Genomic DNA, 25,119 nt, shown 5'->3' with positions numbered 1-25,119 from the left:
CATTAATTATTTAAACTCAAACAACTCGCCCAATCCGAATCTCACACCGCCCAAGGATCTCCACATCGTGCATATCCTGCGGTTTGATCATTTCCGGCTGGTAGTGCTCGTTATCGCTAATCAAATACAGCGCCCCGCCCGCCAAGCGCTGCACCCGCTTAATCCGCCGCTCCCCACTCACCAGCAGCAGAAAAACCCCTTCCTGCTTAGGGTCGCGGTTACTCCGATCCACCAGCACCCAGTCACCATCGGCCAGGGTGCCGTCCATCGAATCGCCACGGACTTTGATGCCCACCACTTGAGCCGGGTCTAGTCCGTGCTCGGCCAGCTCACTGCTCGGAAAGTGCAGGATGGTTTTTACTGGTTCGCCTTCAAAGCTGCGTCCAGCGCCCGCTGCGGCTTCAATGTCGTACATCTTGATCGGTGTTTGCTCCTGAGCGGGTATAGCAACGTCGTTACCACCCATCACGTATGTAATATCTACACCCGCAGCACTCAGGCGCATCATAAATTCCACAGATGCTCTTTTACGCCCCGTCACTACATCGCGCAGCCCTTGCGGGGTCGCGTCGCCAATAGCCCGCGAGGCATCAGCCAGTGTCTCGTAACCCGCGTTTTGAATAGCTTCACGCAGTCGAGCCAGCATTTTTTCCACATCTACGCTTGACGACATGTAATATTTACACCAATCTAGTGAAGTCTTTTACTTTATTACACAAGCACAAGGGAGCCACTGCCATGGCCACACCTGCACCTCAATCGATCCTGCTGTTTCGCGGTGTCGAGGTCGAACTGAACCGCTGCTCGCCCGCCACCCGCCAAGCCATCACGGCCGAGATCGGCGGCGGTAACCCGCTGGCGGATCTCGAAGCCCTGGAAGAAAGCACCACGGCCAACGCGGTTGGCCAACTCGCTGCCACGATGTTGGCCAGCCATACCCCCGCCGTGGATATCGAAGACGCCCTGGCGGAACTGCGCGCCCACATGGATGAGCACTTCCTACAGCGCAAACTCGTGCGTTTGTACGAACGCTGAGCGGTTAAAAAGCATTGTCTTTCACATTTGGAGCCTAACCCATGAACACCGCCAACACCATTCCCCCTAAGCCGATTTACGCCCCGCGCGGCTGCCAACAGCCCGTGATGACCTACCTCACCGAGAGCGAGTGCGCCGACCTGGAGAGGATTCAACAGCTCGAAGTGCGCTCCAAATCGGCCACCGCCCGCATGTTGATGCTGCGCGGTATTGCACAGTACGACCAAGACACTCTCTCCGCCGAATAGCGCTGTGTGCCGCTGCAGAAGGAACACCGTCATGCACCAAGATTCTCGCCGTATTCGCCACCGTTACGCTGCCATCAACCTGGATGACTACGAGGCCAAAGTCATTGATGCCCTGGTCGATTACACCGGCCTTTCCAAAGCCACCCTGCTGCGCCAGTTGGTGCTGAAAGAGGCCCTGGAAACGCTCGGCGTCAGCGACATCGTGGGGTCCAGTGTGGGCCAGCGTGCATCCTAAAACCAGGTCCTTAAAAGGGCCAAAAGGAGCACTTGAAATGCCCCAGAACCACCTAGTGCTGGATGACGAACTCGAACGCCAGCTAGAGGCGGTGAGGCTGCAACAAGGCTTGGAAACCATCGACCAAGCCGCCGAATGGCTCGCCCGCCGCCGCTTGCGCAAGGGCGTGGGCAACCTCACCGGCCGAGGCCGTGCGCTTTACGAATTAAGGGGGCGCAGTGGCTGAAGACGCTGAAGTCGCCATGCACGAGGTCAGTCGGCTAAGGGTCGACTGCCCTCACTGCGGTAGCCACATGAAGGTGCGAACTTCGAAGACGCATCTACCCGACTACCGCGAACTGTACCTGAACTGCACCAGTGAGTTTGCGTGTGGGTTCCGCTGTAAAGCGAGCCTGGGAATCATCGAAACCATCGTGCCCAGCTACCGCCCGAACCCAGACGTGAACATCAAATTTGGTGCGTGGTTGAAACGGCAAATTCGCCTAGAGGCCGAGGGCCAGATGCGTCTGGGTTTTGAATCGCCACCGAAGAAAGGAGCCTCAGCATGAACGTCACTCCGTTACCCGTTCGCCAAACACCCCGCGTTCAGCAAGACCGCGCGGGCTTCGGCGCACTCCGCGCCGAGCTTCACCAGCGCGCTTCCGACCAAGACCTGGTCGTCGTCTGGTCGGATCTCCCCTTTGCCGAGCGCCGTCTGGTGCTGAAAAGCGCAGGCGTGGCCGTGGATGCCACGCTAGCTATCAGCCAGCTCGATAAAACCGAACGCACCGCCGTGCGCGCCGCCATCCACCGCATGAGCGAGTACGCCAGCGGCCTGAAAGACCAGCTGCGCAACCGCAAGCACCCGAGTGCTGAACTGGCCAGCCACGCCCGCCAAGCCATCGCGGAAGGCAACACCAAGGCCGCGCTTCACTGGCTCAGCTTGATCGAAAAGGGGGTCGCATGAACCTGGACACCACCATGCACAGCCTTTACCTCGTAAAGGCGCGTTTCGATTACCTCGCCCAGCAGCTGGAACAAGCGGGCCACCGCATGGCCGCCGAGGAGCTAAAGCGCGAGGCGCATCACTTCGGCTGCCAGCTCACGCAAATTGAAAGCGTGCTGGAGGACTACCGCATCGACATTGCGGCCGTTCAGCTTCCCCCTGCTCTGCCGCGCTTCATCGGGGTAGACATGGCAGCCGTGGGCAGCGAGCGCACGGTGGTTCAAGAGGTAACCGCGTGAGCGCGTTAGCCCTAGCCTTTCAACACAGCTCTGGCAGCAAAGATTGCTACCTCTTTTTGCAGGCGCACTTCGAGCGCTTGCCGTCGTTGGCTCAGAAGCTGGCCGAGGGATACGCGCATGTGTCCAAGCGGCATGGCCACGCCGCGGCTAACCTCTGGCTACGCCGCAACGCGCAAGATCTCATCGACCCGGCCAGCATCTACCGCCGCTTTTCGGCCATCGCCGAGGATTTAGAGCGTGGCTTTAACGCTCTGGTGAAGCGAGCCTCCACCACTATCGAAGGCCTGAAAGCCGCCTGCGCGTGGCTGACCAGCGTTCAGGATCGCTTAGTGGTGCACGGCTTGAATGCCACCCACGACGATGAAGCGATGACAAACCACGCCCAAGCCCAAGCCACGGCGCTGGAACGCGAGCGCAGCAAGCTGATCGGCGGCATCGCCGAGCATAACCGCCGCCTGCGTTTGGGCTTGCTGCCGCCCCCGCTCAACCTGAAAACGCCTAAGGCGCGCACCCTTTCCGGCCAAGCGCTTGAAGTGGCGCTGCAAATCGCCACCTCACGCAACCCGTTAAGCCCGCCTCTGGGCATCATTCCATTGATGGCTGTTTTCCGGTGGCATCGCACCCCGGTGATGAACCTCGCTGTCGTCAATGAAATGGCGCTCGAAAAGGCCCGCCACCGCGCGCGCCTGCATGGCCTTAACCCACCTAGCCTCAAGCTGAAAAGCAGCGTGCAACTTGCCAAGCTAACCGACTATCTTTGGTGGCGTCGGCGGCTGCGAAGTTTGTGTGGTCGACGGTTAGAACAGGTGCAACGTGAAGCGCACCGTGTGCACAAACGCGCAGGCATTTACTGCAGCAACCTCACGCTCGACCGCCGCCGTTCACAAAAGAACCGTACCCGCGCCCTGCTGGAAGCGCTGGAAGCCATCAACCAGGAAGGTCAGGTATACACGCTGGCCGAACTGGCCGAGCTAGGCTTATCCAACCCCGACCACCGCCGCGCTGAATTGATGCTGCGCATCAGCGACACCGAGGCGGAATCTCGCCGCATGGGCCACGTGGGCATGTTCTACACCATCACCGCGCCGTCGCGCTTTCATCCAGTGCTATTCAGCAATAGTGCCCGCAATCCGAAGTACGACGGCAGCACCCCGCGCGAGGCGCAGGCCTATTTGCAGAAGGTGTGGGCACGCATCCGCGCAGCGTTGGCCCGCGAGAACCTGAGTATCTACGGCATCCGCGTGGCGGAACCCAATCACGATGGCACGCCCCACTGGCATCTACTGCTCTGGATGAAGCGCGAAGACATCAAGCGCATCAACCAGATCATGCAGAGCCACGCAGAAGCCGACACGCCCCAAGAGCTTTACGACCGCCGTGGCCGCAAAACCACTGCGCGGTTCAAGGTGGAACGCATCAACTACGCGAAAGGCACCGCCGCTGGCTACGTGGCCAAGTACATCTCAAAAAACATCAACGGCGAGCAGTTCACCCGCGAAGGCGTGGCCAACGACGATAAAGACCGCTATGGCCATGAGCTGAACAGTGTGGCGCCGCGCATTGAATCCTGGGCGGCGGTGTGGGGCATTCGCCAGTTTCAGTTTGTCGGCCTGCCTAGCGTTACCGTGTGGCGTGAAGTGCGCCGCCTGAACGAAAAGCACATCGATGAGCTGGCCGCCTGGGAAGCCGCCACCCGCCCCGAGCGCCGCGTGGCGGATCGCCTGCACCAGATCCGCAAGGCCGCCAACGCGGGCCAGTGGGACCAATTCTTACGTTTGATGGGCGGCCCTAACCTGCCCCGCAAACAGCGCCCCATCAAACCCTGGACGATGCCCCGCGTGGATCTCCAACAAGCCGAATTCAGCCACGCCACCGGCGAAGTGCGCCAAGGCGTCGAAGCCAAAGGCCGCCACGGCGAAAACAAACTGGGCACTTTCGGCATCGTCGTCTCCGACGGCCGAGGCAACGAACACGAATACCTGACCCGCTTTTATAAGTGGGAAGTGCGCAGTAAAGCGCAGCGCCACCAGGGGGTTTCGGGAGGCGGCGAAGCCGCGTCCCCTTGGACTCGTGTCACTAACTGTACGCAGGGGCCAGATATCCAGCCCCGCGAGCCATCACCAGCAGAGCTAAAAGCCCAGCTCGAACGCCTCAAGGCGTGGCAGAGCTCAGAAATTTACCGAGTCGAGCGCGATGCCGAGTACGAAGACGCCATCGCCGCCCGAGAAGCCGCGCGAAACCTCTTCGCGCCGCCACCCCCAACCCTGCAGGAAGAGTACTTCCCGCCTGAATTGTGTTAACCGAAGGAAAAACGATGGCCGATAACGTCGACCGCGCCGCGGTCACCATCCAACAAAGCCTGGAAGCCACGCTGGCCAACCGTGCTGCGCTGGCCCGACACGTCACAAACACCGAGTGTGACGATTGCGGCTACGAGATCCCAGTCGCGCGCCGCCAGGCCGCGCCTTGGGCCACTACTTGCATCGGTTGCCAAGGCATCCGTGAGCACAAGGCGCGGGGGTTTCGTGAATGAGCTGGCTCTTTTCGCGGGCGCTGGTGGCGGAATACTCGGCGGCCACCTGCTTGGGTGGCGCACCGTCTGCGCCGTTGAGCGTGATGCCTACGCCGCACAAGTTCTGGCGCAACGACAAAATGATGGAGCCCTCGCGCCTTTCCCAATTTGGTCTGACGTGTGCAGTTTTGACGGAAAGCCATGGCGAGGCCGTGTTGACGTCGTTTCTGGCGGCTTTCCCTGCCAAGACATCTCCGCTGCAGGAAAAGGTGCCGGCATCGAGGGGCAGCGGTCAGGATTATGGGAGCAAATGGCGCGGATCATTCGCGAAGTACAGCCCAGCTACGTCTTCGTGGAAAACAGCCCAGTGCTCACTTCTCGCGGACTCGGAAGGGTTCTCGGAGACCTGGCCGAAATGGGGTTTGATGCACCATGGGGCTGCGTATCCGCTGCCGACCTTGGTGCACACCATGAGAGGGAAAGAATCTGGATTGTGGCCTACTCCCACAGTCTGCGGGAACAACAACCGGAAAGGGGTAAGTGCGAAAAGCGGGGACGGACTAGCAACAGCAGTAAAAAAGTACCCGACGCCGCTGGCGTCAGATTGGAACAAAAATGGCTATCCGGGAGATATGGCTCGGCGGTCTCCGTCACTGGCGGATGTAGTAAAGATGTACCCCACACCAAATGCCTCGGATGCAAACAAATGGAGCAATCAGTCACTTCTGGAGAGAAAGGAAAAAGGTCAACAGGTTCGGCTGAGCACAGCAGTAGCTCCCGAGGGTGGTCAAGGTGGCCGGCTGAACCCGACGTGGGTCGAGTGGCTGATGGGGTGGCCAATCGGGTGGACAGAATTAAAGCCCTTGGAAATGGACAAGTTCCACGAGTGGCGGCGGCAGCATTCGCCCTGCTCAGCGAAGAGTGAGGTAGCAGCATGATAAATACAAGACACAGCCACACTCCGCCAGCGAGAACGCCGCCACCACCAAAAGGTGGTGCCTACGCACGCCAGGCAGCAATGCTGTGCCAAGACAAAGCGTTTCAGCTCTACCTGGATCGCCGCCGCCGGTACAAACACCAACTAAACGAAAGCCAGTTACCCGACGGCACCCATACCGCCGAAGATGCACGCGACTGGCTGTGTGCCGCCTGCAAAATTAACAGCCGCGCCGAGCTGGATAGCAACCCAGCCGCGTGCCAAACGTTTCGCATGATACGCAACCGATTCAACCACTGGCGGGCGCGTCAGAAAGGAGTAAGCCCACAATGAAAACTGAGTTCATGCTGCTGGCATGCTACGAAAAGCCGCTGATACCTCTGGAAGTGTTCTGCGCTGACATTATGGGCGTGTCGCTACAGACCGCCCGCAACCGGATCGCGCAAGGCACTTTCCCGGTGCCACTCACCCGCACCGCCCGCCAACCCATGGTGCATATTGCCGATGCCGCCAAATTCATTGACGCCCAACGCGAAACGGCGGCCTAAGCCGCCCTTTCCCTCTTCACCAACTCACCGGGCTTGAGATTCACATACCGTTTTAAACTCTTCCAATCCCGGTGGCCAGAAACGATGGCCACCTCCTGAATTTGATACCCCCGTTCAAACAGCCTGCTAATACCTTCATGCCGCAAATCGTGAAAGTGTAAGTTCTCAATCCCTAAGTGATTACACACACGACGAAAGCCGTTTGAAACCGAATCCGTGTTGAAGGGAAAGATCTTCTCTCCGGCGCGTGGCTGGGCTTCGATAATGGCCTGGCTTTTCCCCATGAGCGGGACGACCTGATCGGTTTTATTAACCGGATGCTTGCGCAGCCTGACCACGATGGTGCCGCTCTTAGCGTCGAAGTCTGACCAGCGCAGTGAGCAGATCTCATCAAGCCGCATGCAGGAATCCACGGCAAAGCGGATAATGTCGTGATAGCGAATCGTGCGAAGCGCCCGATTGTGCTGGGTATGAACCAGCAGCAGTTCTAGCTCTTCATTTGACGGCCGCCGCTCCCGATCTTCCGGGTTACCTGTTAAGCCTGCCCGCTTCAAGCCTGATAACCAACCACTCACTTTGGTCTTATAATCAGAGTGCAGGCGACCTTCTACCACTGCGGTGGTGATGGCACCCGAGAGAAAGAGGACATCCAGCAGCGTGGTAGAGGGCTTAACACCGTCAACCTTTATTCGCGTCTCGCAGAACACCTGCAGCTTCAAATAATTGATCTCGGTGATTAGCGTTTCTGCACCCAGGCCCCGCTTGATGTTGTTCGCTCCGGTCTGGTTTTTGCGGCCACGGTTGGAGGTTCTTTCCAGGTGAGCCAAGTGCCACCGGCATAGGTCATCAATGGTGGGTATGTTGCCCTCACCTATCAGGCCCGCTTCGATGAGGCCTTCGACCTGGCGCGCCCACTTCTGGGCCCGGGCTTTGGTGCTGAACGTTTTACTCTGGGAGGGGTGGCCTTTCTTCCGTACAATAGCCCGCCAAGCCCCTTGCCGCTTCTGAAAACTAGCCATTGGTGTACCAAGATTTTTGGAAATTGGGAGTTTGCCGCCGCTTGGTACACTGGTGGTACACTAAGGGCGGTTTTTAACGGTATCAGGTGGTATTAGAAATGTATATCCATACAGTTACAGAATTTCTTAAATGACTGATTTAAATAGAAATAGCAGTGCTGACAGGGGTAGGTTGTTTTCTATTGCCCCCATGATGGACTGGACGACCCGCGACTACCGCGCCTTCGCCCGCACGCTCACCAAGCGGGCGCTGCTGTATACCGAGATGGTGACCACCGGGGCGGTGCTACATGGTTCTCCCCGCGAGCGCTTTTTGGGCTATAGCGAAGTGGAGCATCCCATTGCTCTGCAGTTGGGAGGCAGCGATGCGGGTGAGCTGGCGGAGTGCGCGGCGATTGCGCAGGCGTGGGGCTATGATGAGGTCAACTTAAACGTTGGCTGCCCAAGTGACCGGGTGCAGAACAATATGATTGGCGCGTGCCTCATGGGCCACCCCGACAAAGTGGCCGCTGCGGTGAAGGCCATGCAGGCGGCGGTGTCGATTCCGGTCACGGTGAAGTGTCGTATTGGTATCGATGACCAGGATGAAGACACCGATTTAGCGCGGTTTATTGATATTGTGGCCTCAGCAGGCTGTGAAGTATTTACCGTACACGCCCGTAAGGCGTGGCTGCAGGGGCTGTCGCCGAAAGAGAATCGCGATATTCCGCCGCTGAATTACCCCCGCGTACATCGGCTAAAGCAGAGCCATCCTGAGCTGCATATTGGTATCAATGGCGGTATTAAAACCCTGGCGGAGTGCCAAGAGCAGCTTGCGCAGGTGGATAGCGTGATGGTGGGTCGTGAAGCGTACCAAAACCCATGGCTACTGGCGGGTGTGGATGAGCAGCTCTTTGGCGAGCAGGGCCCTGCCCGTACACGCTTGGAAGCGGCCACGGCGTTTCGCCCGTACATTCAGCAGCGGCTAGATGAGGGGGCGAAGCTCAATCATATTACTCGCCACTTGCTAGGGCTTTTCCAGGGCTGCCCTGGCGGGCGTCGGTTCCGCCGTCACCTGTCGGAGCACGCACATAAAGAGGGCGCGGGCTTACGCTTGTTTGATGACGCGCTCGGCTTGGTTCGCGAGCCTGAGTTTGAAGTGGAAGCTTTTGAGAAGAATACGACCAACCAGCCCGTAACCTAACGGTTAACGGGCTGACGGTTTAGCTAACGCCCAGCGATGCTATCGCTGGGCGTTTTCTTTTGAGGGGCTACTGCGCGCGAACGCCTTGCTCAATACGTTCGCCCACTTCTTGATCAATATTGCGCCAATACTCAAAGGCGCGTTCCAAGACCGGTTCCGTCACGCCACCGGAAAGATGCCCCACCACGTTGGAAACCAAACGGTCGCGCTGGGCATCGTCCATCACCTCACGCACTAATGCGTGCGCTTGGCTCCAGTCATCGTCGTCTTTGCGCAGCGTATACGCGGCGCGCACGAATTGCCCATCCGTCGACCACACCGCGTCTTCCGGATAGCGCTGTCCGTCGGCCTTGGGGCCGCCTTTGCTATTGGGCGTGTACACAGGGTCGGTGGCATGACGAATGCGCATCGCACCACCCTGACCGTAGCTATGCACGGGGCACTTGGGCGTATTGACCGGAATATGCTTGTAGTTCACCCCCAACCGCGCACGGTGAGCGTCGGCGTAGGAAATGGAGCGCGCTAACAGCATTTTATCCGGCGAAAGCCCGGTGCCCGGCACCATATTGTTGGGCTCGAACGCGGCCTGCTCGATCTCGCTATGGAAATCCGTGGGATTGCGGTCTAGCGTCAGCTTGCCCACTTCGATCAGCGGATAATCCTTATGCGACCACACTTTGGTAAGGTCGAAGGGGTTAACGCGGTAGGTCTTGGCATCCTCAAACGGCATGATCTGCATGTGCAGCGTCCAAGTCGGGTAGTCGCCGCGCTTGATCGCCTCGAACAGATCCCGGCGGTGGTAGTCCGCATCGCTACCGGCCATCTGGTCGGCCTGCTCTTGGGTCATGCACTTAATGCCCTGATCGGTTTTAAAGTGATACTTCACCCAAAACCGCTCACCTTCCTCGTTCACCCACATATAGGTGTGGCTGGAGTAGCCGTTCATATGTCGCCACGTGGCGGGCACACCGCGGTCGCCCATTAACCACGCGACTTGGTGGGCAGACTCGGGCACCAACGTCCAGAAATCCCACTGCATATCGTGGTCCCGCAGGCCGTTATCCGCGCGGCGCTTTTGGGAGTGGATGAAGTGCTGGAACTTCATGGGATCGCGCACGAAGAACACGGGGGTATTGTTACCCACCATGTCGAAGTTGCCTTCTTCGGTGTAGAACTTAATCGAGAAGCCGCGCGGGTCGCGCCACGTATCCGGACTACCGCTCTCGCCTGCCACGGTGGAAAAACGGATCAGCACATCGGTCTTTGTGCCTGGCTGCAGGAAGGCCGCCTTGGTGTATTGGCTGACGTCGTGAGTGACTTCGAAGTGGCCAAACGCGCCGCTGCCTTTGGCGTGGGGCTGGCGGTCGGGAATCATTTCCCGGTTAAACGCCGCCATTTGCTCCATCAGGTAGTGATCGTGCATGACGATCGGGCCATCCGCGCCTACCGATAGCGAATGCTCATCGCTCGATACCGGAATACCTGCTTCATTGGTGGTGGGATGCTGGCTACCACTGCTCATTACTCTTCCTCCTTGTCACGCTCGACATGGCACGGTATGTACCACTGGAAAGCACCGCTCGCTGCTGCTTTTTTAACGTAAGCTAAGGCGGCACCCACACAGGTATAGTCAACAAGGCGGTATCGCGCCATCCATGGCGCTGGTTGCATGGCTATTAGCCTAATAGCATTTTTCTATCGAAGTTTATTAATACATTGCGTCTGGCGGAGGCGTTAGGCTGGATTGAAAACTCTCGATCGCCGTTTCGGCCTCTTCGATTTCGTCGAAGCGGGCGATGTGGTAGAGCGCTTCCCCTTCGTTGGCAAGCGGCAAGCGGCTCATGCCGATGACGATACCATCGGCCATGGAACGTACTTCATCTTCGTCGTTACCGAACGGGTCCGCTACCTTGCCCAGCACTTCGCCCTTGGCCACCCGTGCCCCCAGGCGCACTTTGGGGCGCAGGATGCCATCGATGGGCGCACGCGCCCAGCTTGAGCCATTGGCCAGCTCCGCCGGGGCCGGTGCTCGGCGGCGCTGCTCGCCTGTCAGCATGCCCAACCGGCGCATAACGCGCAGAACGCCCTGCACGCCAGGGGCGATAGCCCACTCATCGAAGCGCAACGCTTCACCAGCCTCATAGGTGAGTACCGGAATACCGCGGCTTTGGGCGTAGTGGCGCAGGCTGCCTTCGCGCAGTTCCGCGTTCAAAATGACCGGCGCGCCAAAAGCGTCGGCCATACGCTCGGTTTCGCTGCCCGCACTCAACTGTGCACGGATTTGCGGCAAGTTAGTGCGGTGAATGGCCCCCGTATGCAAATCGATGATATGGGTGGCATGATCGACGATCTCCTCCCGGAACAGCGCCGCAATTCGGCCACCCAGCGAGCCCTTTTCACTGCCCGGAAAGCAGCGGTTTAAATCACGTCGATCTGGCAGGTAGCGGGTTTGCTGTAAAAAGCCGAATACGTTGACCACCGGCACCGCAATTAGCGTACCGCGCAGACTATTGATCGCTTTCGAGCGCAGCAAACGACGTACAATTTCAACACCGTTGATTTCATCGCCATGGATGCCGCCGCAGACCAGCATCACCGGCCCCTCTTTGCGGCCGTGGACCACTTCGACCGGAATATGCAGCGGCGTATGGGTATAAAGGCGCGCCACCGGCACGTCGATCTGTAAACGTTGCCCAGGCATCACAGTATGCCCAGCTAGAGAGAAAGGTGCTCGCGCCATTGCCATTCCTTACACGTACGTTGAGACAGAGCCTGACACGCCAAAACACGGTGCCTCAGGGTTTTAAAACAGCGTTTCTAAATCGATCTTATACGCTTTTCAGCATCAAGTAACGCGCTTGATAACCTACATTATCAACTTAACCCGCTATCCATACAGTTTTGAATGTAAAAAAGCCGTCACATCAGATAAAATAGCGCCATTCTGTGTCGATATTGAGGTAATGGTTTCATGGCAAGAAAAACCAAAGCGGAGGCTGCTGCAACTCGCGAAGCGCTGTTGGATGCTGCTGAAGAGGTGTTTTTCGCAAAAGGCGTTGCACGCACGTCGTTAGAGCAAATCGCTCGCCATGCTGGCCTTACCCGAGGCGCCGTTTATTGGCACTTCAAGAACAAAGGCGACCTGTTCATGGCCCTGGTGCAGCGAGTGCGCATGCCGTTCCAGTCGCTGATGGAAGAGGTCAATAACGCCGACCCAACCGTATCGCCGCTCGATGCCATTCGTCTTGCCTGCCACGCGGGGTTGAACCGTTTGGAGCAGCCCTCCCACCAGCGCATTCTTTCCATTTTGCTGCATCGCTGTGAATTCTTTAGTGATATCAATCCCATCGAAATGCAGGACGAAATTGCGGAAGAGTGCTTCGACGAGATGCTCGTGGTGTTTCAGCTCGCTCAACAGCAACAGCTTTTACGCGACGATGTCACGCCGGAGGTGGCCACGCGGCTCATGCAGTCCACGCTGGGCGGCCTGTTCCACGACTGGCTGCGCAACCCGGATGCCTTTTCGCTTCGCGAACGAGGCGGCGAATTGATCGATGCCCTGATGGCCATGCTACACCGCTGAGCTGACTCTCCCTATTGCACTGCAGCATAGCGGACTATACTGAGCGTATCCGTTTTGACAGGTACCCCGTATGGATGCGTTAGAGTTTGTTCGCGTGCGCGAACTGGACATTGCCGTTCGTATCTGGAACCCAGATGCACCACGCACGTTGATCGCCTGGCACGGGCTTGCCCGTCACGGCGGCGACTTTGCTGCGCTGGCAAGAGAGCTGGGCAGTGAATGGCGAATCCTCGCGCCCGATACCCCCGGACGAGGGTTATCGAGCTGGTCGCTGTTTCCCGCTCACGACTATCTCTACAGTCACTACCTCACCATCGCGATCGCACTACTGGATCACTATCAGCTCGAACAGGTGGACTGGCTCGGCACGTCGATGGGCGGCCTGTTAGGGATACTCATCGCGGCTAACGAGCAGCATCGCGCGCGTATTTCACGGTTGATCCTCAACGACGTAGGGCCAGAATTGAACAAAGAGGGATTGATCGCTCTGTCGAGCTACTTTGGCGTGACGCATCGGTTCAACAACTTTGCCGACTTAAAAGCGGAACTCACCAAGCATTACGCTAGCTTCGGCATTACTCGCGCCGAGGAGTGGCGAGAGCTTGCCCTTCATAGTGCCCGCCGCCTGCCCGATGGCAGTTGGACCTACCACTTCGACCCACGCATCGGCGAGCAGTTTATCCACGACACGCCCAGGGACACCTGGGCGGACTGGGCCAATATACGCTGCCCGATCATGGTGATTCGAGGGGAGACATCGACCCTGCTCGACGCCGAGACGCTTCCCAAGATGGCGGAGGCACAGCCTACGTTGACGACGTTGACCGCAGCGGGCTGTGGTCACGCGCCGATGCTCAATACGCCTGAGCAGGTTACGCCCATTCGCCACTTCCTCAACGAACCGGCACGTGCACATCGCGCAGCGGCCCCCAGCACCGCCGTTTCGTCCTCATTACTGAGTTGGCTGACGAAGCAGTGGCGGCGCTGGTTTCATTAACCCAAACAGAAGTCAGGTAGAGTAGCCGTTAGGGTGATGCTTGTGCTGCAAACGAAGCTTATTGATACGCACGCGCGTGTCCAAGTAGTGCTGCTCTAAAACGCTTCGGTACGCACCCTCCTCAGCAAGATATTTCACCAGCACACGGCGCTCCCCTGGCTGCGGGCAGTCCCCGGCTTTGCAGTGCAATTTGACCGTACTGCTGGGCTCATTGAGCAGCGTAGCGCTGGCAGATTCATCGTTTTGGCGCTCTGCCACCACGACGGTAGCGCCCAGCAGGCAGCGGCGTTTGAAGGGTTGATAACGGTGCAGCCCACGCTGCAACACATGGCATACAGCGGCGGCCATGGGAGAAGCCACCGCGAGCGCAGCCCACACCACCAGTACCCCCACCGGCACCCTAAGCATGCCCAGCGCCATCCAGCGCAGGGCCAGGAGCTCAACGGCAAGCGACAGCGCCCCAGCAAAGAGCACTAAGACGCTGAGCGCTAGCGTGGCGGGCACGCCAGCAAACCCTAGCGAAACGAGCGTGCTGGCCATGTGATCATCGCGCAAGCTGTCGCGTTCGAATAGCTCCAACGGCGCTAGCCGAATGAGCACCATCAGCCAATAGAGCGCAATGAGCGCTAATAAAAAGGTAAAAACGATGGTAGGAAACTGCAGAGCAGCAGAGATAAGCGTTTGCATGGCGTGTTCTCCTCTGAGCGCGTTGCCCAGTCTTGTTTTCGCCTGACCCAAGCTCTATTTATTGGCGTTTATTAGTACAAGCTGAAAACGGTGGTCACTACTAGCGTAGCTCATCTTAATCGCTTATGAAGCGGCAGATTTGACCCGCATCATAACGCTGGCAAAAAAACGGGCGCCCCGTAAAGGGGCGCCCGTGGTAGGCCTGGCCAGATAGGTTACGCCTTATCGTGTCCGAGCTCCGCTTGCTCTTGACGCTCCTGGTTCGGATGGCGCTTGCGATAGAGCCAATCCGATACTGCAGCAATCATGGCGTAGAAACTGGGAATGAACAGACTCCCCAGAATCGCTACGGATGCCATCCCCACGGCGACCGTGGTACCGATGTGGTGACTACTTACGTCACTGGCACCGGTCGCCAAGGCCAAGGGCAAAGTACCGAAGACAAACGCCAGCGACGTCATGACGATCGGACGGAAGCGCAGTTCTGCTGCGGTAATCGCCGCTTCGCGAATCGATTTACCCAGCTCTTTACGCTGCAGCTCGGCAAACTCGACGATCAGGATGGCGTTCTTCGCCGCCAGACCGACCACCACTAGCATGCCGATCTGCACGTAGACACTGGTATCCAAACCACGCAGCACGATCCCCCCAATACCGCCAAGGAATGCGAAAGGCGTGGCGGTCAGTACCGCCAGCGGCAACGACCAGCTTTCGTACTGAGCCGCTAGGATCAGGAACACCATCAGGATACCGAACACGATCGCAAGCGTTGCCGTATTCCCCAGGTTGGATTCCTGATACGCCGTACCGGTCCAGCCCATGCCCCAGTTATCACCCAGCGTCTCCTGCACCACTTCTTCCATGGCTTCGATGGCCTGAGCCGAGCTGTAGCCCGGTGCCGGGTTACCCTGGAACTGCGCCCCTGCGTAGACCCCAAACCGTGACACGACCGCAGGCCCCGTCTGGCGTTCGAGGGTGACGAACTCAGAGAGCGGGATACGCTCGCCATTACCGCCGCGCACGTAGACGTTGTTGACGTCTTCCGGCGTTTTACGGAACTCGTCTTCGTTCTGCAAGTACACCTGGAAGTTACGGTTTTGGTAGCTGAAGTAGTTCACGAACCCGTTACCAAAGGTGTTCGCCAGCGCCGAATTGATATTCTCAAGCGCGACGCCGTAGCTGAGCGCTTTTTGCTGGTCGATCTCCGCCCGGTACGAGGGCACGTTTACGTTGAACGTCGTGAACACTCGGTTCAATACAGGGTGCTGGTTCGCGGCCTGCATGATTTGCAGCGAGGCTTCATACAGTTCCCGAGTAGACGCCCCGTCGAACGACTGCAGGTAACCGGTGAAACCACCGGTGGTAGACAGTCCCATGATCGGCGGCACGTTGAAGGCCATCGCCGAACCGCCATCGATACTGGCACCCAGCTGCATGATGCGGCCAACCAGCTCATTGGCAGTGAGCTCACGCTCCGCCCATGGCTTCATGTTGATGAACATGATGCCGCGTGCGGTATTCACCGCGCTGGACAGAATGTCATAGCCCGCCACCGCAGAAGAGTACTCGACCCCTGGAATCGCTTCGATCTGCTCGCTCAGCTCCGCCATGTATGCCTGGGTACGGCTCAGCGAGGCAGCATCCGGCAAGGAGATACTCGCCAGCACGATCCCCTGGTCGGTCTCGGGCACCAGTGTCGAGGGCGTGTTGGCGTAGAGCCAATAGGAGCCCGCGCCCACTGCCACGGTGAGCGCCAACGCCAGCACCCAGAAGCGCACCAGCTTCTTGACGAACCACATGTACACGGCGGTAAAACCGGCAAAGAAGCGGTCGAACAGACGCAGTGGCGTGCTGATGGCACGCCTAAAGGCCGACTGCTTGGAATGGTGCAAGTTGTGCTTGATGAAGATCGCCGACAGGGCTGGGGTAAAGGTCAACGCCATCAACGCCGACAGCGCTACCGAAATGGCCACGGTGATCGCAAACTGCTGATAGATCTGCCCGGTAAACCCGCCCAGGAAAGCCACCGGCACGAAGACCGCCGCCATGATCAGTGACGTGGCGATAACCGGCCCGCCCACTTCCTTCATAGCGCGGATCGTCGCGTCACGAACGCTGATATCGTCCTCTTCGCTAATGACCCGCTCGACGTTTTCGACCACCAGTATCGCGTCATCCACCACGATACCTATCGACAACACCAACGCGAATAGCGTCAGCAGGTTGATCGAGAAATCGAATAGATAGAAGCCTGCGAAGGTACCGATCACCGATACCGGCACCACCGACATGGCGATGACGGTAAAGCGCCAGTTCTGCAGGAAGATAAACAGAATTACGATAACGATCAGGAACGCTTCGATGAACGTCTTGATGACCGTTTCGACCGAGGCATCGATGAACAGCGTCGTATCATACGGAGTTACGTACTCCAGGCCCGGCGGGAAACGCCCGGACAACTCCTCCATGGTAGCGCGCACCGCATCCGCGGTTTCCAGCGCGTTGGCCCCCGGCTGCTGGTTGATAATGATCGGCGTCATGGCATCGCCGTTCAAACGCGCATCGACACCATAAAAGGAGGCACCCAGCTCGATCCGTGCGACGTCTTCCAGACGCAGCGATGAGCCATCGGGGTTGGTACGCAGGAAGATTTCGCGGAAGTCGTCAGTGCTCGTGAGACGTCCACCGGCGGTAATCGTATAGGTATAGGCGCGCGGCTCGCTTTGTGGCGTCGCGGCCAAGTTACCGGCGGGGATTTCGGTGTTCTGAGCACGAATGGCACTGGCCACTTCGCTAGGCGTAAGGTCGTACTGCGCTAGCTTGTCAGGGTCCATCCAGATACGCATGGCAAACTCGCCACCGCCAAGTACCTCGGCGTTACCCACCCCAGGCACTTGGCGCAGCTCATCGAGAATATTGAGCGTAGCGTAGTTCTGCATATAGATCTTGTCATAATCACCGCTCTGGGAGGTCAAGGCCACCAGCATCAGGATCGAGTCTGACCGCAGCTCGACGGTCACTCCCTGAGACTGGACGGCCTCGGGCAGCTGCGATAGTGCCCCCTGAACACGGTTATTGACGTTGATCGTATTGATGTCGCCATCCGTGCCGATGTTGAACGCCACGCTCAGGCTCATGGTGCCATTATCGGCGCTGTTGGAGGTCATGTAGAGCATGTCCTCGACGCCGTTAATCGCCTCGGCCAGCGGCGCAGCGACCGTCTGTGCCACGGTTTCGGCATCCGCCCCTGGGAACTGGGCCTGAACCGATACCGTGGGCGGCACCACGCTAGGGTACTGCTCGATCGGCAGCACTCGCATGGCCATCACACCTACCAGCGTGACGATAATTGCCAGTACCGTGGCAAAAATCGGGCGGCTGATAAAGAAGTTAGAGAAATTCATTATTGCGCGCCCTCTTCCCCTTCAGCAGCGGGTTGTGCGCCGTCGGCTTGTTGCATCGCGTCGGCGGCTTCCGCTTCTTCCTGGGCTTCTTCTTGCTCGGTCTCTTCCACGAGGTCAGCAGCGTCGCCACTAAACGACTGAGGGTCGATCACGACGCCCGCCTCCAAGCCAGCCGGATCGCCGACGACAACGCGGTCACCTGGCTCCAAGCCATTGCGGATGATTTGCCAGGGGCCTGCGACTTCGCCTAACTGAACGGTGCGTTCGCGAGCTTTGTTCTCGTCATCCAGCACGTAGACCAGCGGGCCCATCAGACCTTGGGTCACGGCAATTTCCGGCACGGCCAGTACGTCGAAGCGTTTCAAACCTTCGATGCGCACGCGTACGAATTGGCCGGGCAGTACCGCGCCATCGGGATTGGCAAAGGTCGCCGAGGCCTGCACGGTGCTGGTGCCGGTATCCACGCGGGAGCCGAGGAAGTCCAAACGACCTTCCAGCTCGCTGCCTTCACTACCATCCAGCCCAGGCACCTGTAGGCGAGCGGTGATTTGGGAAGCATCACCGTCGTTGCCAAGCTGACGACGCAGCTCGAAGGCATCCCGCTGGGGCAGTTGGAAGCGCACTTCCAGCGGATCCAGCGGCGTGATCGTGGCGAGCTCGGTGCCCGAATTCACCAGGTTACCGACGTTGATCTGGCTCAAGCTGATCATGCCGGACACCGGTGCCGTCACGTTGGAGTAGCCTAAATCCAAATTGGCGCTGGTCAGCGCCGCTTCCGCCTGGGCCACGTTGGCTTGCGCCACGCGCTGCTCGGCAAGCGCTTGGTCGTACTGCTGGCGGCTAACGGAGTTTTGGCTCAGCAACTGCTCGAAACGCTGAGCATCCCGCTGGGCACGTGCCAGCTCGGCGCGAGCGCTTTGCAGGTCGGCTTCACGCTGGTTGACGGTCGCCTGATAAAGGTCAGGCTCGATGGTATAAAGCCGGTCGCCCTGCTCCACCATTTGGCCCGGCTCGAAGTGGCGCTCTTCCAGAAACCCGCTCACCCGCGCCACCAGCGTCACTTCGCTGTCGCTGCGTAGCAGCGAGGGGTAGGATTTATCCAGCGGTATGTCTTGACGCGCTATTTCAGCGACTTCCACCGGGTGGGGCGGCGCTTCCTGCTGGCTTTGCTGCTCTTGTGGCTGCTCCTGACCACATGCCGTGAGCGCTAACGCGGCGATCAGCGTCACTAGACTCGCTCTACCTGAGTGAATCACTCTTTTCATGCGTCGATTTCCCATTCATTTTTCTAAACATTGACCGATCGCCACGGGGGCATGCACAACGAAGATTAGGCGCCTGGGGTGGGCGGCGCGCCAATGTCCATCGCGCGCTGGTACGCGTCGGGCTCGTTGCTTTCCGGTAGGGTGAAGTTGACGTCATCGCCGGTGAGCCATGCGTTCACTTCTTCGATGGCGTCCACGTCGAGCAGTCCCGCCTGCTGGCGCAGCGACAACAGATTCACGACATAGTCGTAACGCGCTTCGGCGTAGTTGGCGATGGCGTTATAGAGATTCTGCTCGGCGTTCAGCACGTCGACGATGTTACGGGTTCCCACTTCGTAACCGGCGCGGGTCGCTTCCAGGGCGCTGCGGTTGGACACGATGGCCTGCTGGCGCGCTTCGACCGTTTCGACGTTGTTGCTGACCTGGGTGTAGAGCGAGCGAACCTGCTGAATCGTGGTGCGGCGCTGAGACTCGAAGTCGTACTGACTGCTCTCTAACTGGAACGTGCCCTGACGAATGCTGGCGCTGGTACTGCCGCCGGTGTAAATCGGCACGTTCGCTGACACACCGACCTGAGCAGACGTGTCGTAACCGCTGACCAGCTCGCTATCGCTGTCGGCGTACTGGTAGTTGGCAAACGCTTGCACGGTGGGCAAGCGACCCGCGCGGGCCAGCTCTACCCCCACACGGGAGACTTCGATACCCGCCTGCTGGGCAAGTACCTGCGGGTTGCGCTCCAGAGACTGCTCGACCCAGTAGTCACGGTCGGTGGGCGTCGGCAGCGCGATGGGCATGCTGTCGCCCAGGGCTTCGATGCTGGCATAACGCTGCCCCGTGAGCTGCTCTAATACTTCAAACGCCACTTGCAGGTTGCTCTCGGCGGCAATGCGATCGGCGCGAGATTGATCGAAGCTCGCCCGCGCTTCCTCTACCTCGGTAATCGCGATCAGGCCGACTTCGAACTGCTCGCGGGCCTGCTCGAGCTGGCGACCAATGGCACGCTCTTGGGCCAAGCGCGCTTCTAACACTTCGTGGGCGCGTAGAATATCGAAGTAGGCACTTGCCACATCGATCAGCAGTTGCTGCTCGGTGGCGGCCAGCAGATACACCTGCTGATCAATCTGACGCTCTGCCTGGTTGACTTCCTGGCGCGTGACCGCGTTGAACAGCGCCTGGGTGGCTTCTAGCGTCAAGGAGACAGTGTTATAGCTATCGTCACTGACGCCGACGCCAGCGCTGGAACCCGCTCCAGCACCGGTGCCGGTACCTGCACTGCGGGCAGAGCCCTGGCTCTCGAATTGCTCGTTATGCGTAGCGCTACCGGAGGCATTCACCTGCGGCAACAGTCCGCCACGTGCAACGTCTCGTGCCGCCTCGACGCTGGAAAACTCAGACCGTGCAGAGGCCAGGGCAGCGTTGTTATTCAGCGCATCACGGGTAATGGTCACCAAGTCGGCCGCTTGGGCAGGTAGGATGAACGAAGACGTGAGCACTGCTAACAACAGGGGGCGAAAGGGGGCATTGACTGCCCAGTGTGCTAGTCGCATGGGATTGCCTCTAGGTGTCAACGTAAGACGGCGCGGCAGAGCGCCATTCTGAAAGAGTGGCATTATAGTTACATTCATGTATGTATGCTAGACTTGAACTTGCCTGATTTGTGTGTACAACACTGATGTCAAGCGGATCCTTCCTTACCTTAGTCCAAAGCATCGTTGGTGGGCGCACTTTTGCGACCACGCTGGCGATATTGCTGCGGATCGACGCCCCATTTCTGTAGACGTGAGGCCAGCGTCGTCGGCTTCATCCCTAACAGTTCCGCCGCCCCTCCCGCTCCAGACACTTTGCCCTTTGCCGCTTTCAACGCTTTTAGCGCATTGCAGCGCTGCTGGTGACATAGCGCTTGCTCGGTGAGCGGGTGTTCAGGTAGCGCGCTATGATCTTGCGCCGGTATGTTGAACGTCGTATGACGGGATAGCGGCTCTGCCAGTAGCAAATCATCAAAAGAGAGCCGCTGATCCTGGGTCACGATCACCTGGCGTTCGATCACGTTCTCCAATTCACGAATGTTGCCCGGCCACGGGTAACGAGCGAGGACCTCTAGCTGAGCTGGCGGTATTCGCACGCCCGGCTTGTTGATTTTCAGGCAGGCGCGATGCAAGAAGTGGCGCGCCAGCAGCGGGACGTCTTCGATACGTTTTCGTAACGGGACGGAATCGATGGGAAAAACGTTCAAACGGAAGTAGAGATCCTCGCGAAACTGACCGGCATCGATCATCTCTTTTAGCTCGCGGTTGGTCGCCGCAATCACCCGCACGTCCACTTCGCGGGTGCGGTTATCCCCCACCCGCTCGAACTGCTGGTCCTGTAGCACGCGCAGCAGCTTGCTCTGCAGCTCCAGCGGGATCTCCCCCACTTCATCCAGAAACAGCGTGCCGCCGTGGGCCAACTCAAAGCGCCCTGGCCGGTCTTGTACCGCACCGGTAAAGGCGCCTTTTACATGGCCAAAAAACTCACTCTCGAAGAGGTCACGAGGAATCGCGGCGCAGTTCACGCGGATCAGCGGCCGGTCGCTGCGGGTACTGCCTGCATGAATCGCCCGGGCAATCAGCTCTTTGCCCGTGCCCGATTCGCCGCTAATCAGCACGTTCGCGCTGGTGGGGGCCACCATGGCGATCTGCTGCACCAGCTTGGCGACCGCTGGGCTGTTGCCGACGATATTGCGGTGGTTGACCTCGGCTTTAATCTCTTCTTGCAGGTACTGGTTCTCCAGCTCCAATCGGCGCTTGAGCGACTCCACCTCTTCCAGTGCATCGCGCAGCTGCTGCTCGGCCCGTTTACGTTCGCGAATATCGCGAAACAGCACGACGGCCCCCACTAGTCGGCCCATTTCAAAGATCGGTGTGCTGGTGTACTCCACGGGAATCGCCTCGCCGTTTTTATGCCAGAACACCTCGTCATCCACATGGTGCACTTGGCCATCGCTAAACGAGGCATGGATGGGGCACTGCTGTACCGGAAAGTGGCTGCCATCGGCGTGGGTGTGGTGAAACATTAAGTGCGCATCGTGGCCCACCATATCTTCCGTGTTCCAGCCGAGAATGCGTTCGGCAGCCGGGTTGACGAACGTGGTTTTCCCCTCCGCATCCAGGCCATAAATGCCTTCCCCGGCGGCGCTGAGAATCAGCTGGTTCTGCTTTTCGATACGCTCGAACACCTGCTCGACCCGCTGCCAACCCACCTCCCCCTGGCGGTGCTGGCGGCTGAGCTCAGCCTTGGCGCGGCGCTGCTCGGCTTTATTGCGATCTATCACCGTCAGCAATAGCTGTGAGGAGTCGTGTAAGCGCTGCCCATAGACCTCGACACGGCGAGGCTGGCGGACGCTATCCAACAGCACTAAATCATCCGACCAGCCTTGGCCGGTCGTCAGCACCTCATCGGTAAAGCTGACCCATAGCGGCAATGAAGCGCTTAGACGGTGGCTAAAAGGAGTAGCGAGCGGCTGCTCGTGATGAATCAACAGCAGTTGACACGCTGCGGTATTGGCATCAATTAAGCGGTCGCTCAGTGGGTCAATAATCACCATGGCCAACGGCGTGTGGTGAGCCATCAGCGTTAAGGACGGGTGAGCGTCATCTTTCAGGGTGGCAGCGTGCATCGCAGGCTCCTCATTTGCCAGCAGGATGTCGCTTACTCCATACAAACAACGGGCCAATCACGAACTTTCGTTATTTAAACAACGAAATATCGTTATCAACGAAATATCGTGAGTTTTTGCTACTCGAAAAATGCCGCCATGAAAAATATTAAGTATTTGATTTTATTGTATTAAATCCAAAATAAGACGTTATGGCACGTAAGTCGCTATCTACTAAGTAGCGCCGCAGGGACACGTTTCGCACCAAGACGGCGCAGCTTAAAGCCCTTTTGCTCCTGTGAGGTGAACGTCCATGAAAGAGAACAACGACCACAGCAGTCTTGGCAACCCGTTTGATCATCGCCAATCACTGATTCACGGACGGCAGTGCGATTGTCATCAGTGCCACTCTTCCCAACCCAGCATTATTACGTCGTCTACTCCGCCAACCACGAAAACAGCGGCGTCCACGCCGAATAGTGCCGATGATGTGATGGATCGCATGGTCGAAAGCGCGCTGGTGCGCGGCATGTTTGGCCATAGCGACATGCACCGCCGCCAGTTTATGAAGCTGGTAGGTGGCGGGACGGCCGCTGCGGCGCTGGCGAGCCTGTTCCCCCTAGATTCGATTAAAGCCGCAGTGAAAGAGAGTTTAGGGCCGCTTGAGAAAACCCAGCTTAATGTCGGCTTCGTTCCGATCACCTGCGCCACGCCCATTATCATGGCCCACCCTATGGGCTTTTATGAGCGCTACGGCCTGGATGTCTCGGTGATTAAAACCGCTGGCTGGGCGGTAGCGCGGGACAAGTCCCTCAACCGTGAATACGACGCGGCCCACATGCTAACGCCCATGCCGCTGGCGATGACCCTCGGTGCAGGCTCTACCCCAGAGCCGTTCATTATGCCCGCCGTAGAAAACATCAACGGCCAGGCGATTGTGCTACATAACGACCACCTGGATAAGCGCGACCCGCAGCAGTGGAAAGGCTTCACTTTTGGCGTACCGTTCGAGTACTCCATGCACAACTTCCTACTGCGCTACTACGTGGCCGAGCACGGCTTAGACCCGGATCAAGATATTCAAATCCGCGTGATTCCGCCGCCCGAAATGGTCGCCAACCTGCGGGCAGGCAACATCGACGGCTTCTTATCCCCCGACCCGTTCAACCAGCGCGCGGTGTTTGAACGCATCGGCTTCATTCACCTGCTGACCAAAGAGATTTGGGACGGCCACCCCTGCTGCGCCTTTGCCACCAGCGCCCGCTTTGCCCGCGAAAACCCGAACACCTATGGCGCACTGCTGCGGGCGATTATCGATGCCACCCAGTACTCTTCAGACCCCGCTAACCGCTCAGAAATTGCCGAAGCCATTGCCCCGACGAACTACCTGAACCAGCCGGTCACGGTGATTGAACAGGTACTCACCGGGCGCTTTGCCGACGGTTTAGGCGGCGTGCAGAACGTGCCGGACCGCATCGATTTCGACCCCTTCCCCTGGCACTCCATGGCGGTGTGGATCCTGACGCAAATGAAGCGCTGGGGCTATATCGAAGGCGACGTGGATTATCAGCAGATTGCCCGGGATGTGTACCTGGCCACCGATGCCCAGACCGTGATGCGCGAGCTGGGATACGAAGCGCCCGAAGAGACCGCCCGCAACTACCAAATCATGGGTAAAACCTTTGATTACACCCAGCCTGAAGCGTATGTCGACAGCTTCGCCATTCGGAGGGGCTAACCATGGACCGCACCACCACCGAATGGAAATTAAGCCTTAACGCTCGTGCCACGATTCTCGCCATTATGCTGCTCGTGGTTGGCCTGGGCGTCTGGGAAGGGTTGAACCAATCGCCCTTGATGGGCGGCGGCGAGGCGCTAAGCGAGTACGAACAGCTGCTGGCCGGGGCCGATGAGAGCGCCAAAGTACCGCCGCCCTCGGAAATTGCCGTGAAAGCGTGGCAGGAGCTTTCTAACCCTTTTTACGATGCAGGCCCCAACGACAAAGGCATTGGCATTCAGTTGGGCTACTCGCTCTACCGCGTGCTCAGCGGCTACCTGCTGGCCGCGCTGGTGGCGATTCCGATTGGTTTCTTAATTGGCATGTCGCCCCTGGCGTACAAAGCGCTCAACCCGTTTATTCAAGTGCTGCGGCCTATCTCGCCGCTGGCCTGGATGCCGCTGGCGCTGTTCATCATTCGCGACTCTGAAGCCTCCGCCATCTTCGTGATCTTTATCTGCTCGATTTGGCCAATGCTGCTTAACACCGCCTTTGGCGTGGCGGGCGTGCGCAACGACTGGGTGAACGTGGCCCGCACCCACGAGCTGTCGTCGCTGCAAACGGCCTTCAAAGTGATTCTACCTGCGGCCGCACCCACCATTCTGACCGGCATGCGGATCTCCATCGGCATTGCCTGGCTGGTCATCGTGGCTGCCGAGATGCTGGTGGGCGGCACCGGCATTGGCTACTACGTCTGGAATGAGTGGAACAACCTCGACCTGACCAGCGTGATCTTCTCCATCCTGATGATCGGCGTGGTGGGCATGCTGCTGGATATGTCGCTTGCCTATATTGCCCGCTTTGTCACTTACGCCGAATAAGGAGCCGACC

At 58.6% G+C, this 25,119-nt stretch carries 26 protein-coding genes; 17 read left to right on the top strand and 9 right to left on the bottom strand.

All coding sequences use genetic code 11. From position 1 onward, the window contains the following. Positions 1 to 16 precede the first annotated feature (16 nt). Positions 17 to 673 carry a S24 family peptidase gene (locus CTT34_RS05245; protein ID WP_159341501.1) on the bottom strand — a complete coding sequence of 219 codons (657 nt, stop codon included), beginning with the start codon at positions 671 to 673 and terminating at the stop codon, positions 17 to 19. A gap of 65 nt (positions 674 to 738) precedes the next feature. Here CTT34_RS05245 and CTT34_RS05240 point away from each other — a divergent pair, with 65 nt between their 5' ends. The 12 genes from CTT34_RS05240 (at position 739) to CTT34_RS05185 (ending at position 6,739) form a co-directional block, all read left to right on the top strand. Beyond that, positions 739 to 1,035: a hypothetical protein gene (locus tag CTT34_RS05240; protein WP_159341500.1), complete on the top strand. Its 297-nt coding sequence runs from the start codon at positions 739 to 741 to the stop codon at positions 1,033 to 1,035. A 41-nt stretch (positions 1,036 to 1,076) separates the two neighbouring features. Continuing rightward, positions 1,077 to 1,283, top strand: a complete 207-nt coding sequence (locus tag CTT34_RS05235; protein ID WP_159341499.1) for a hypothetical protein — start codon at positions 1,077 to 1,079, stop codon at positions 1,281 to 1,283. Positions 1,284 to 1,314: 31 nt separating this feature from the next. After that, positions 1,315 to 1,518 carry a hypothetical protein gene (locus tag CTT34_RS05230; protein ID WP_159341498.1) on the top strand — a complete coding sequence of 68 codons (204 nt, stop codon included), beginning with the start codon at positions 1,315 to 1,317 and terminating at the stop codon, positions 1,516 to 1,518. Positions 1,519 to 1,555: 37 nt separating this feature from the next. After that, complete coding sequence (locus CTT34_RS05225; protein ID WP_159341497.1) at positions 1,556 to 1,744, top strand: hypothetical protein; 189 nt, start codon at positions 1,556 to 1,558, stop codon at positions 1,742 to 1,744. Continuing rightward, on the top strand, positions 1,737 to 2,066 hold the full coding sequence (locus CTT34_RS05220) for an ogr/Delta-like zinc finger family protein (protein ID WP_159341496.1): 330 nt from the start codon (positions 1,737 to 1,739) through the stop codon (positions 2,064 to 2,066). The genes CTT34_RS05225 and CTT34_RS05220 overlap by 8 nt, the downstream gene beginning before the upstream one ends. Beyond that, positions 2,063 to 2,464 carry a hypothetical protein gene (locus CTT34_RS05215; RefSeq protein WP_159341495.1) on the top strand — a complete coding sequence of 134 codons (402 nt, stop codon included), beginning with the start codon at positions 2,063 to 2,065 and terminating at the stop codon, positions 2,462 to 2,464. Before CTT34_RS05220 ends, CTT34_RS05215 begins: the two co-directional genes overlap by 4 nt. Further along, entirely contained in the window at positions 2,461 to 2,742 is a 282-nt protein-coding gene (locus CTT34_RS05210; RefSeq protein WP_159341494.1) for a hypothetical protein, read from the top strand. Before CTT34_RS05215 ends, CTT34_RS05210 begins: the two co-directional genes overlap by 4 nt. Continuing rightward, on the top strand, positions 2,739 to 5,042 hold the full coding sequence (locus tag CTT34_RS05205; RefSeq protein ID WP_159341493.1) for a replication endonuclease: 2,304 nt from the start codon (positions 2,739 to 2,741) through the stop codon (positions 5,040 to 5,042). The genes CTT34_RS05210 and CTT34_RS05205 overlap by 4 nt, the downstream gene beginning before the upstream one ends. Before the next feature lie 14 nt (positions 5,043 to 5,056). Next, a complete protein-coding gene (locus CTT34_RS05200) occupies positions 5,057 to 5,275 on the top strand; it encodes a TraR/DksA C4-type zinc finger protein (RefSeq protein WP_159341492.1) in 219 nt (72 codons plus the stop codon). Further along, on the top strand, positions 5,244 to 6,179 hold the full coding sequence (locus tag CTT34_RS05195) for a DNA cytosine methyltransferase (protein ID WP_368027126.1): 936 nt from the start codon (positions 5,244 to 5,246) through the stop codon (positions 6,177 to 6,179). Before CTT34_RS05200 ends, CTT34_RS05195 begins: the two co-directional genes overlap by 32 nt. Positions 6,180 to 6,272: 93 nt before the next feature. Then, positions 6,273 to 6,524 carry a hypothetical protein gene (locus CTT34_RS05190; RefSeq protein ID WP_159341490.1) on the top strand — a complete coding sequence of 84 codons (252 nt, stop codon included), beginning with the start codon at positions 6,273 to 6,275 and terminating at the stop codon, positions 6,522 to 6,524. After that, complete coding sequence (locus tag CTT34_RS05185; RefSeq protein ID WP_159341489.1) at positions 6,521 to 6,739, top strand: pyocin activator PrtN family protein; 219 nt, start codon at positions 6,521 to 6,523, stop codon at positions 6,737 to 6,739. Before CTT34_RS05190 ends, CTT34_RS05185 begins: the two co-directional genes overlap by 4 nt. Here the strand turns inward: CTT34_RS05185 and CTT34_RS05180 are convergent. After that, entirely contained in the window at positions 6,736 to 7,566 is an 831-nt protein-coding gene (locus CTT34_RS05180) for a site-specific integrase (protein WP_159341488.1), read from the bottom strand. The two genes, CTT34_RS05185 and CTT34_RS05180, sit on opposite strands and share 4 nt — an antisense overlap. 322 nt (positions 7,567 to 7,888) lie before the next feature. Here CTT34_RS05180 and dusA point away from each other — a divergent pair, with 322 nt between their 5' ends. Then, positions 7,889 to 8,941: a tRNA dihydrouridine(20/20a) synthase DusA gene (gene dusA, locus CTT34_RS05175; protein WP_159341487.1), complete on the top strand. Its 1,053-nt coding sequence runs from the start codon at positions 7,889 to 7,891 to the stop codon at positions 8,939 to 8,941. Positions 8,942 to 9,008: 67 nt separating this feature from the next. Here dusA and CTT34_RS05170 read toward each other — a convergent pair whose 3' ends face one another. Together CTT34_RS05170 and CTT34_RS05165 are read right to left on the bottom strand one after the other, a co-directional pair. Beyond that, complete coding sequence (locus tag CTT34_RS05170; RefSeq protein WP_159341486.1) at positions 9,009 to 10,463, bottom strand: catalase; 1,455 nt, start codon at positions 10,461 to 10,463, stop codon at positions 9,009 to 9,011. Between the two features lie 186 nt (positions 10,464 to 10,649). Then, a complete protein-coding gene (locus CTT34_RS05165) occupies positions 10,650 to 11,681 on the bottom strand; it encodes a succinylglutamate desuccinylase/aspartoacylase family protein (RefSeq protein WP_159341485.1) in 1,032 nt (343 codons plus the stop codon). A 231-nt stretch (positions 11,682 to 11,912) separates the two neighbouring features. On the opposite strand from CTT34_RS05165, the gene CTT34_RS05160 reads away from it, so the two are divergent. Further along, on the top strand, positions 11,913 to 12,524 hold the full coding sequence (locus tag CTT34_RS05160; RefSeq protein ID WP_062373572.1) for a TetR family transcriptional regulator: 612 nt from the start codon (positions 11,913 to 11,915) through the stop codon (positions 12,522 to 12,524). A 70-nt stretch (positions 12,525 to 12,594) separates the two neighbouring features. Next, a complete protein-coding gene (locus CTT34_RS05155) occupies positions 12,595 to 13,521 on the top strand; it encodes an alpha/beta fold hydrolase (RefSeq protein ID WP_159341484.1) in 927 nt (308 codons plus the stop codon). 12 nt (positions 13,522 to 13,533) lie between these two features. Here the strand turns inward: CTT34_RS05155 and CTT34_RS05150 are convergent, their stop codons facing one another. From CTT34_RS05150 to CTT34_RS05130, 5 genes are all read right to left on the bottom strand, one after another. Beyond that, positions 13,534 to 14,208 carry a hypothetical protein gene (locus CTT34_RS05150; RefSeq protein WP_159341483.1) on the bottom strand — a complete coding sequence of 225 codons (675 nt, stop codon included), beginning with the start codon at positions 14,206 to 14,208 and terminating at the stop codon, positions 13,534 to 13,536. Between the two features lie 215 nt (positions 14,209 to 14,423). Then, positions 14,424 to 17,612 (bottom strand): efflux RND transporter permease subunit, encoded by a 3,189-nt coding sequence (locus tag CTT34_RS05145; protein WP_159341482.1) that lies wholly within the window; start codon positions 17,610 to 17,612, stop codon positions 14,424 to 14,426. Then, the gene (locus CTT34_RS05140; RefSeq protein ID WP_159341481.1) at positions 17,612 to 18,877 is read right to left on the bottom strand and encodes an efflux RND transporter periplasmic adaptor subunit; all 1,266 of its coding nucleotides are present in this window, start codon (positions 18,875 to 18,877) and stop codon (positions 17,612 to 17,614) included. Before CTT34_RS05140 ends, CTT34_RS05145 begins: the two co-directional genes overlap by 1 nt. 65 nt (positions 18,878 to 18,942) lie before the next feature. Beyond that, positions 18,943 to 20,424, bottom strand: a complete 1,482-nt coding sequence (locus tag CTT34_RS05135; RefSeq protein ID WP_159341480.1) for a TolC family outer membrane protein — start codon at positions 20,422 to 20,424, stop codon at positions 18,943 to 18,945. A 149-nt stretch (positions 20,425 to 20,573) separates the two neighbouring features. After that, positions 20,574 to 22,532, bottom strand: coding sequence for a sigma 54-interacting transcriptional regulator (locus tag CTT34_RS05130; RefSeq protein ID WP_159341479.1), 1,959 nt, complete (start codon positions 22,530 to 22,532; stop codon positions 20,574 to 20,576). A gap of 292 nt (positions 22,533 to 22,824) precedes the next feature. Here CTT34_RS05130 and CTT34_RS05125 point away from each other — a divergent pair, with 292 nt between their 5' ends. Together CTT34_RS05125 and ntrB are read left to right on the top strand one after the other, a co-directional pair. Then, entirely contained in the window at positions 22,825 to 24,249 is a 1,425-nt protein-coding gene (locus CTT34_RS05125) for a CmpA/NrtA family ABC transporter substrate-binding protein (RefSeq protein ID WP_159341478.1), read from the top strand. A 2-nt stretch (positions 24,250 to 24,251) separates the two neighbouring features. Continuing rightward, entirely contained in the window at positions 24,252 to 25,109 is an 858-nt protein-coding gene (ntrB, locus tag CTT34_RS05120) for a nitrate ABC transporter permease (protein ID WP_159341477.1), read from the top strand. Positions 25,110 to 25,119: the final 10 nt, after the last annotated feature.

The organism is Halomonas meridiana, from assembly GCF_009846525.1.
Lineage (GTDB): Bacteria > Pseudomonadota > Gammaproteobacteria > Pseudomonadales > Halomonadaceae > Vreelandella.
This window is presented reverse-complemented; position numbering and strand designations above follow the sequence as displayed.

Bases quoted from the DNA above. Each gene is read 5' to 3' on its own strand.
- CTT34_RS05245 (WP_159341501.1), bottom strand. From the start codon at position 673: ATGTCGTCAAGCGTAGATGTGGAAAAAATGCTGGCTCGACTGCGTGAA.
- CTT34_RS05240 (WP_159341500.1), top strand. From the start codon at position 739: ATGGCCACACCTGCACCTCAATCGATCCTGCTGTTTCGCGGTGTCGAG.
- CTT34_RS05235 (WP_159341499.1), top strand. From the start codon at position 1,077: ATGAACACCGCCAACACCATTCCCCCTAAGCCGATTTACGCCCCGCGC.
- CTT34_RS05230 (WP_159341498.1), top strand. From the start codon at position 1,315: ATGCACCAAGATTCTCGCCGTATTCGCCACCGTTACGCTGCCATCAAC.
- CTT34_RS05225 (WP_159341497.1), top strand. From the start codon at position 1,556: ATGCCCCAGAACCACCTAGTGCTGGATGACGAACTCGAACGCCAGCTA.
- CTT34_RS05215 (WP_159341495.1), top strand. From the start codon at position 2,063: ATGAACGTCACTCCGTTACCCGTTCGCCAAACACCCCGCGTTCAGCAA.
- CTT34_RS05210 (WP_159341494.1), top strand. From the start codon at position 2,461: ATGAACCTGGACACCACCATGCACAGCCTTTACCTCGTAAAGGCGCGT.
- CTT34_RS05200 (WP_159341492.1), top strand. From the start codon at position 5,057: ATGGCCGATAACGTCGACCGCGCCGCGGTCACCATCCAACAAAGCCTG.
- CTT34_RS05190 (WP_159341490.1), top strand. From the start codon at position 6,273: ATGCTGTGCCAAGACAAAGCGTTTCAGCTCTACCTGGATCGCCGCCGC.
- CTT34_RS05185 (WP_159341489.1), top strand. From the start codon at position 6,521: ATGAAAACTGAGTTCATGCTGCTGGCATGCTACGAAAAGCCGCTGATA.
- dusA (WP_159341487.1), top strand. From the start codon at position 7,889: ATGACTGATTTAAATAGAAATAGCAGTGCTGACAGGGGTAGGTTGTTT.
- CTT34_RS05170 (WP_159341486.1), bottom strand. From the start codon at position 10,463: ATGAGCAGTGGTAGCCAGCATCCCACCACCAATGAAGCAGGTATTCCG.
- CTT34_RS05165 (WP_159341485.1), bottom strand. From the start codon at position 11,681: ATGGCGCGAGCACCTTTCTCTCTAGCTGGGCATACTGTGATGCCTGGG.
- CTT34_RS05160 (WP_062373572.1), top strand. From the start codon at position 11,913: ATGGCAAGAAAAACCAAAGCGGAGGCTGCTGCAACTCGCGAAGCGCTG.
- CTT34_RS05155 (WP_159341484.1), top strand. From the start codon at position 12,595: ATGGATGCGTTAGAGTTTGTTCGCGTGCGCGAACTGGACATTGCCGTT.
- CTT34_RS05150 (WP_159341483.1), bottom strand. From the start codon at position 14,208: ATGCAAACGCTTATCTCTGCTGCTCTGCAGTTTCCTACCATCGTTTTT.
- CTT34_RS05145 (WP_159341482.1), bottom strand. From the start codon at position 17,612: ATGAATTTCTCTAACTTCTTTATCAGCCGCCCGATTTTTGCCACGGTA.
- CTT34_RS05140 (WP_159341481.1), bottom strand. From the start codon at position 18,877: ATGAAAAGAGTGATTCACTCAGGTAGAGCGAGTCTAGTGACGCTGATC.
- CTT34_RS05135 (WP_159341480.1), bottom strand. From the start codon at position 20,424: ATGCGACTAGCACACTGGGCAGTCAATGCCCCCTTTCGCCCCCTGTTG.
- CTT34_RS05130 (WP_159341479.1), bottom strand. From the start codon at position 22,532: ATGCACGCTGCCACCCTGAAAGATGACGCTCACCCGTCCTTAACGCTG.
- CTT34_RS05125 (WP_159341478.1), top strand. From the start codon at position 22,825: ATGAAAGAGAACAACGACCACAGCAGTCTTGGCAACCCGTTTGATCAT.
- ntrB (WP_159341477.1), top strand. From the start codon at position 24,252: ATGGACCGCACCACCACCGAATGGAAATTAAGCCTTAACGCTCGTGCC.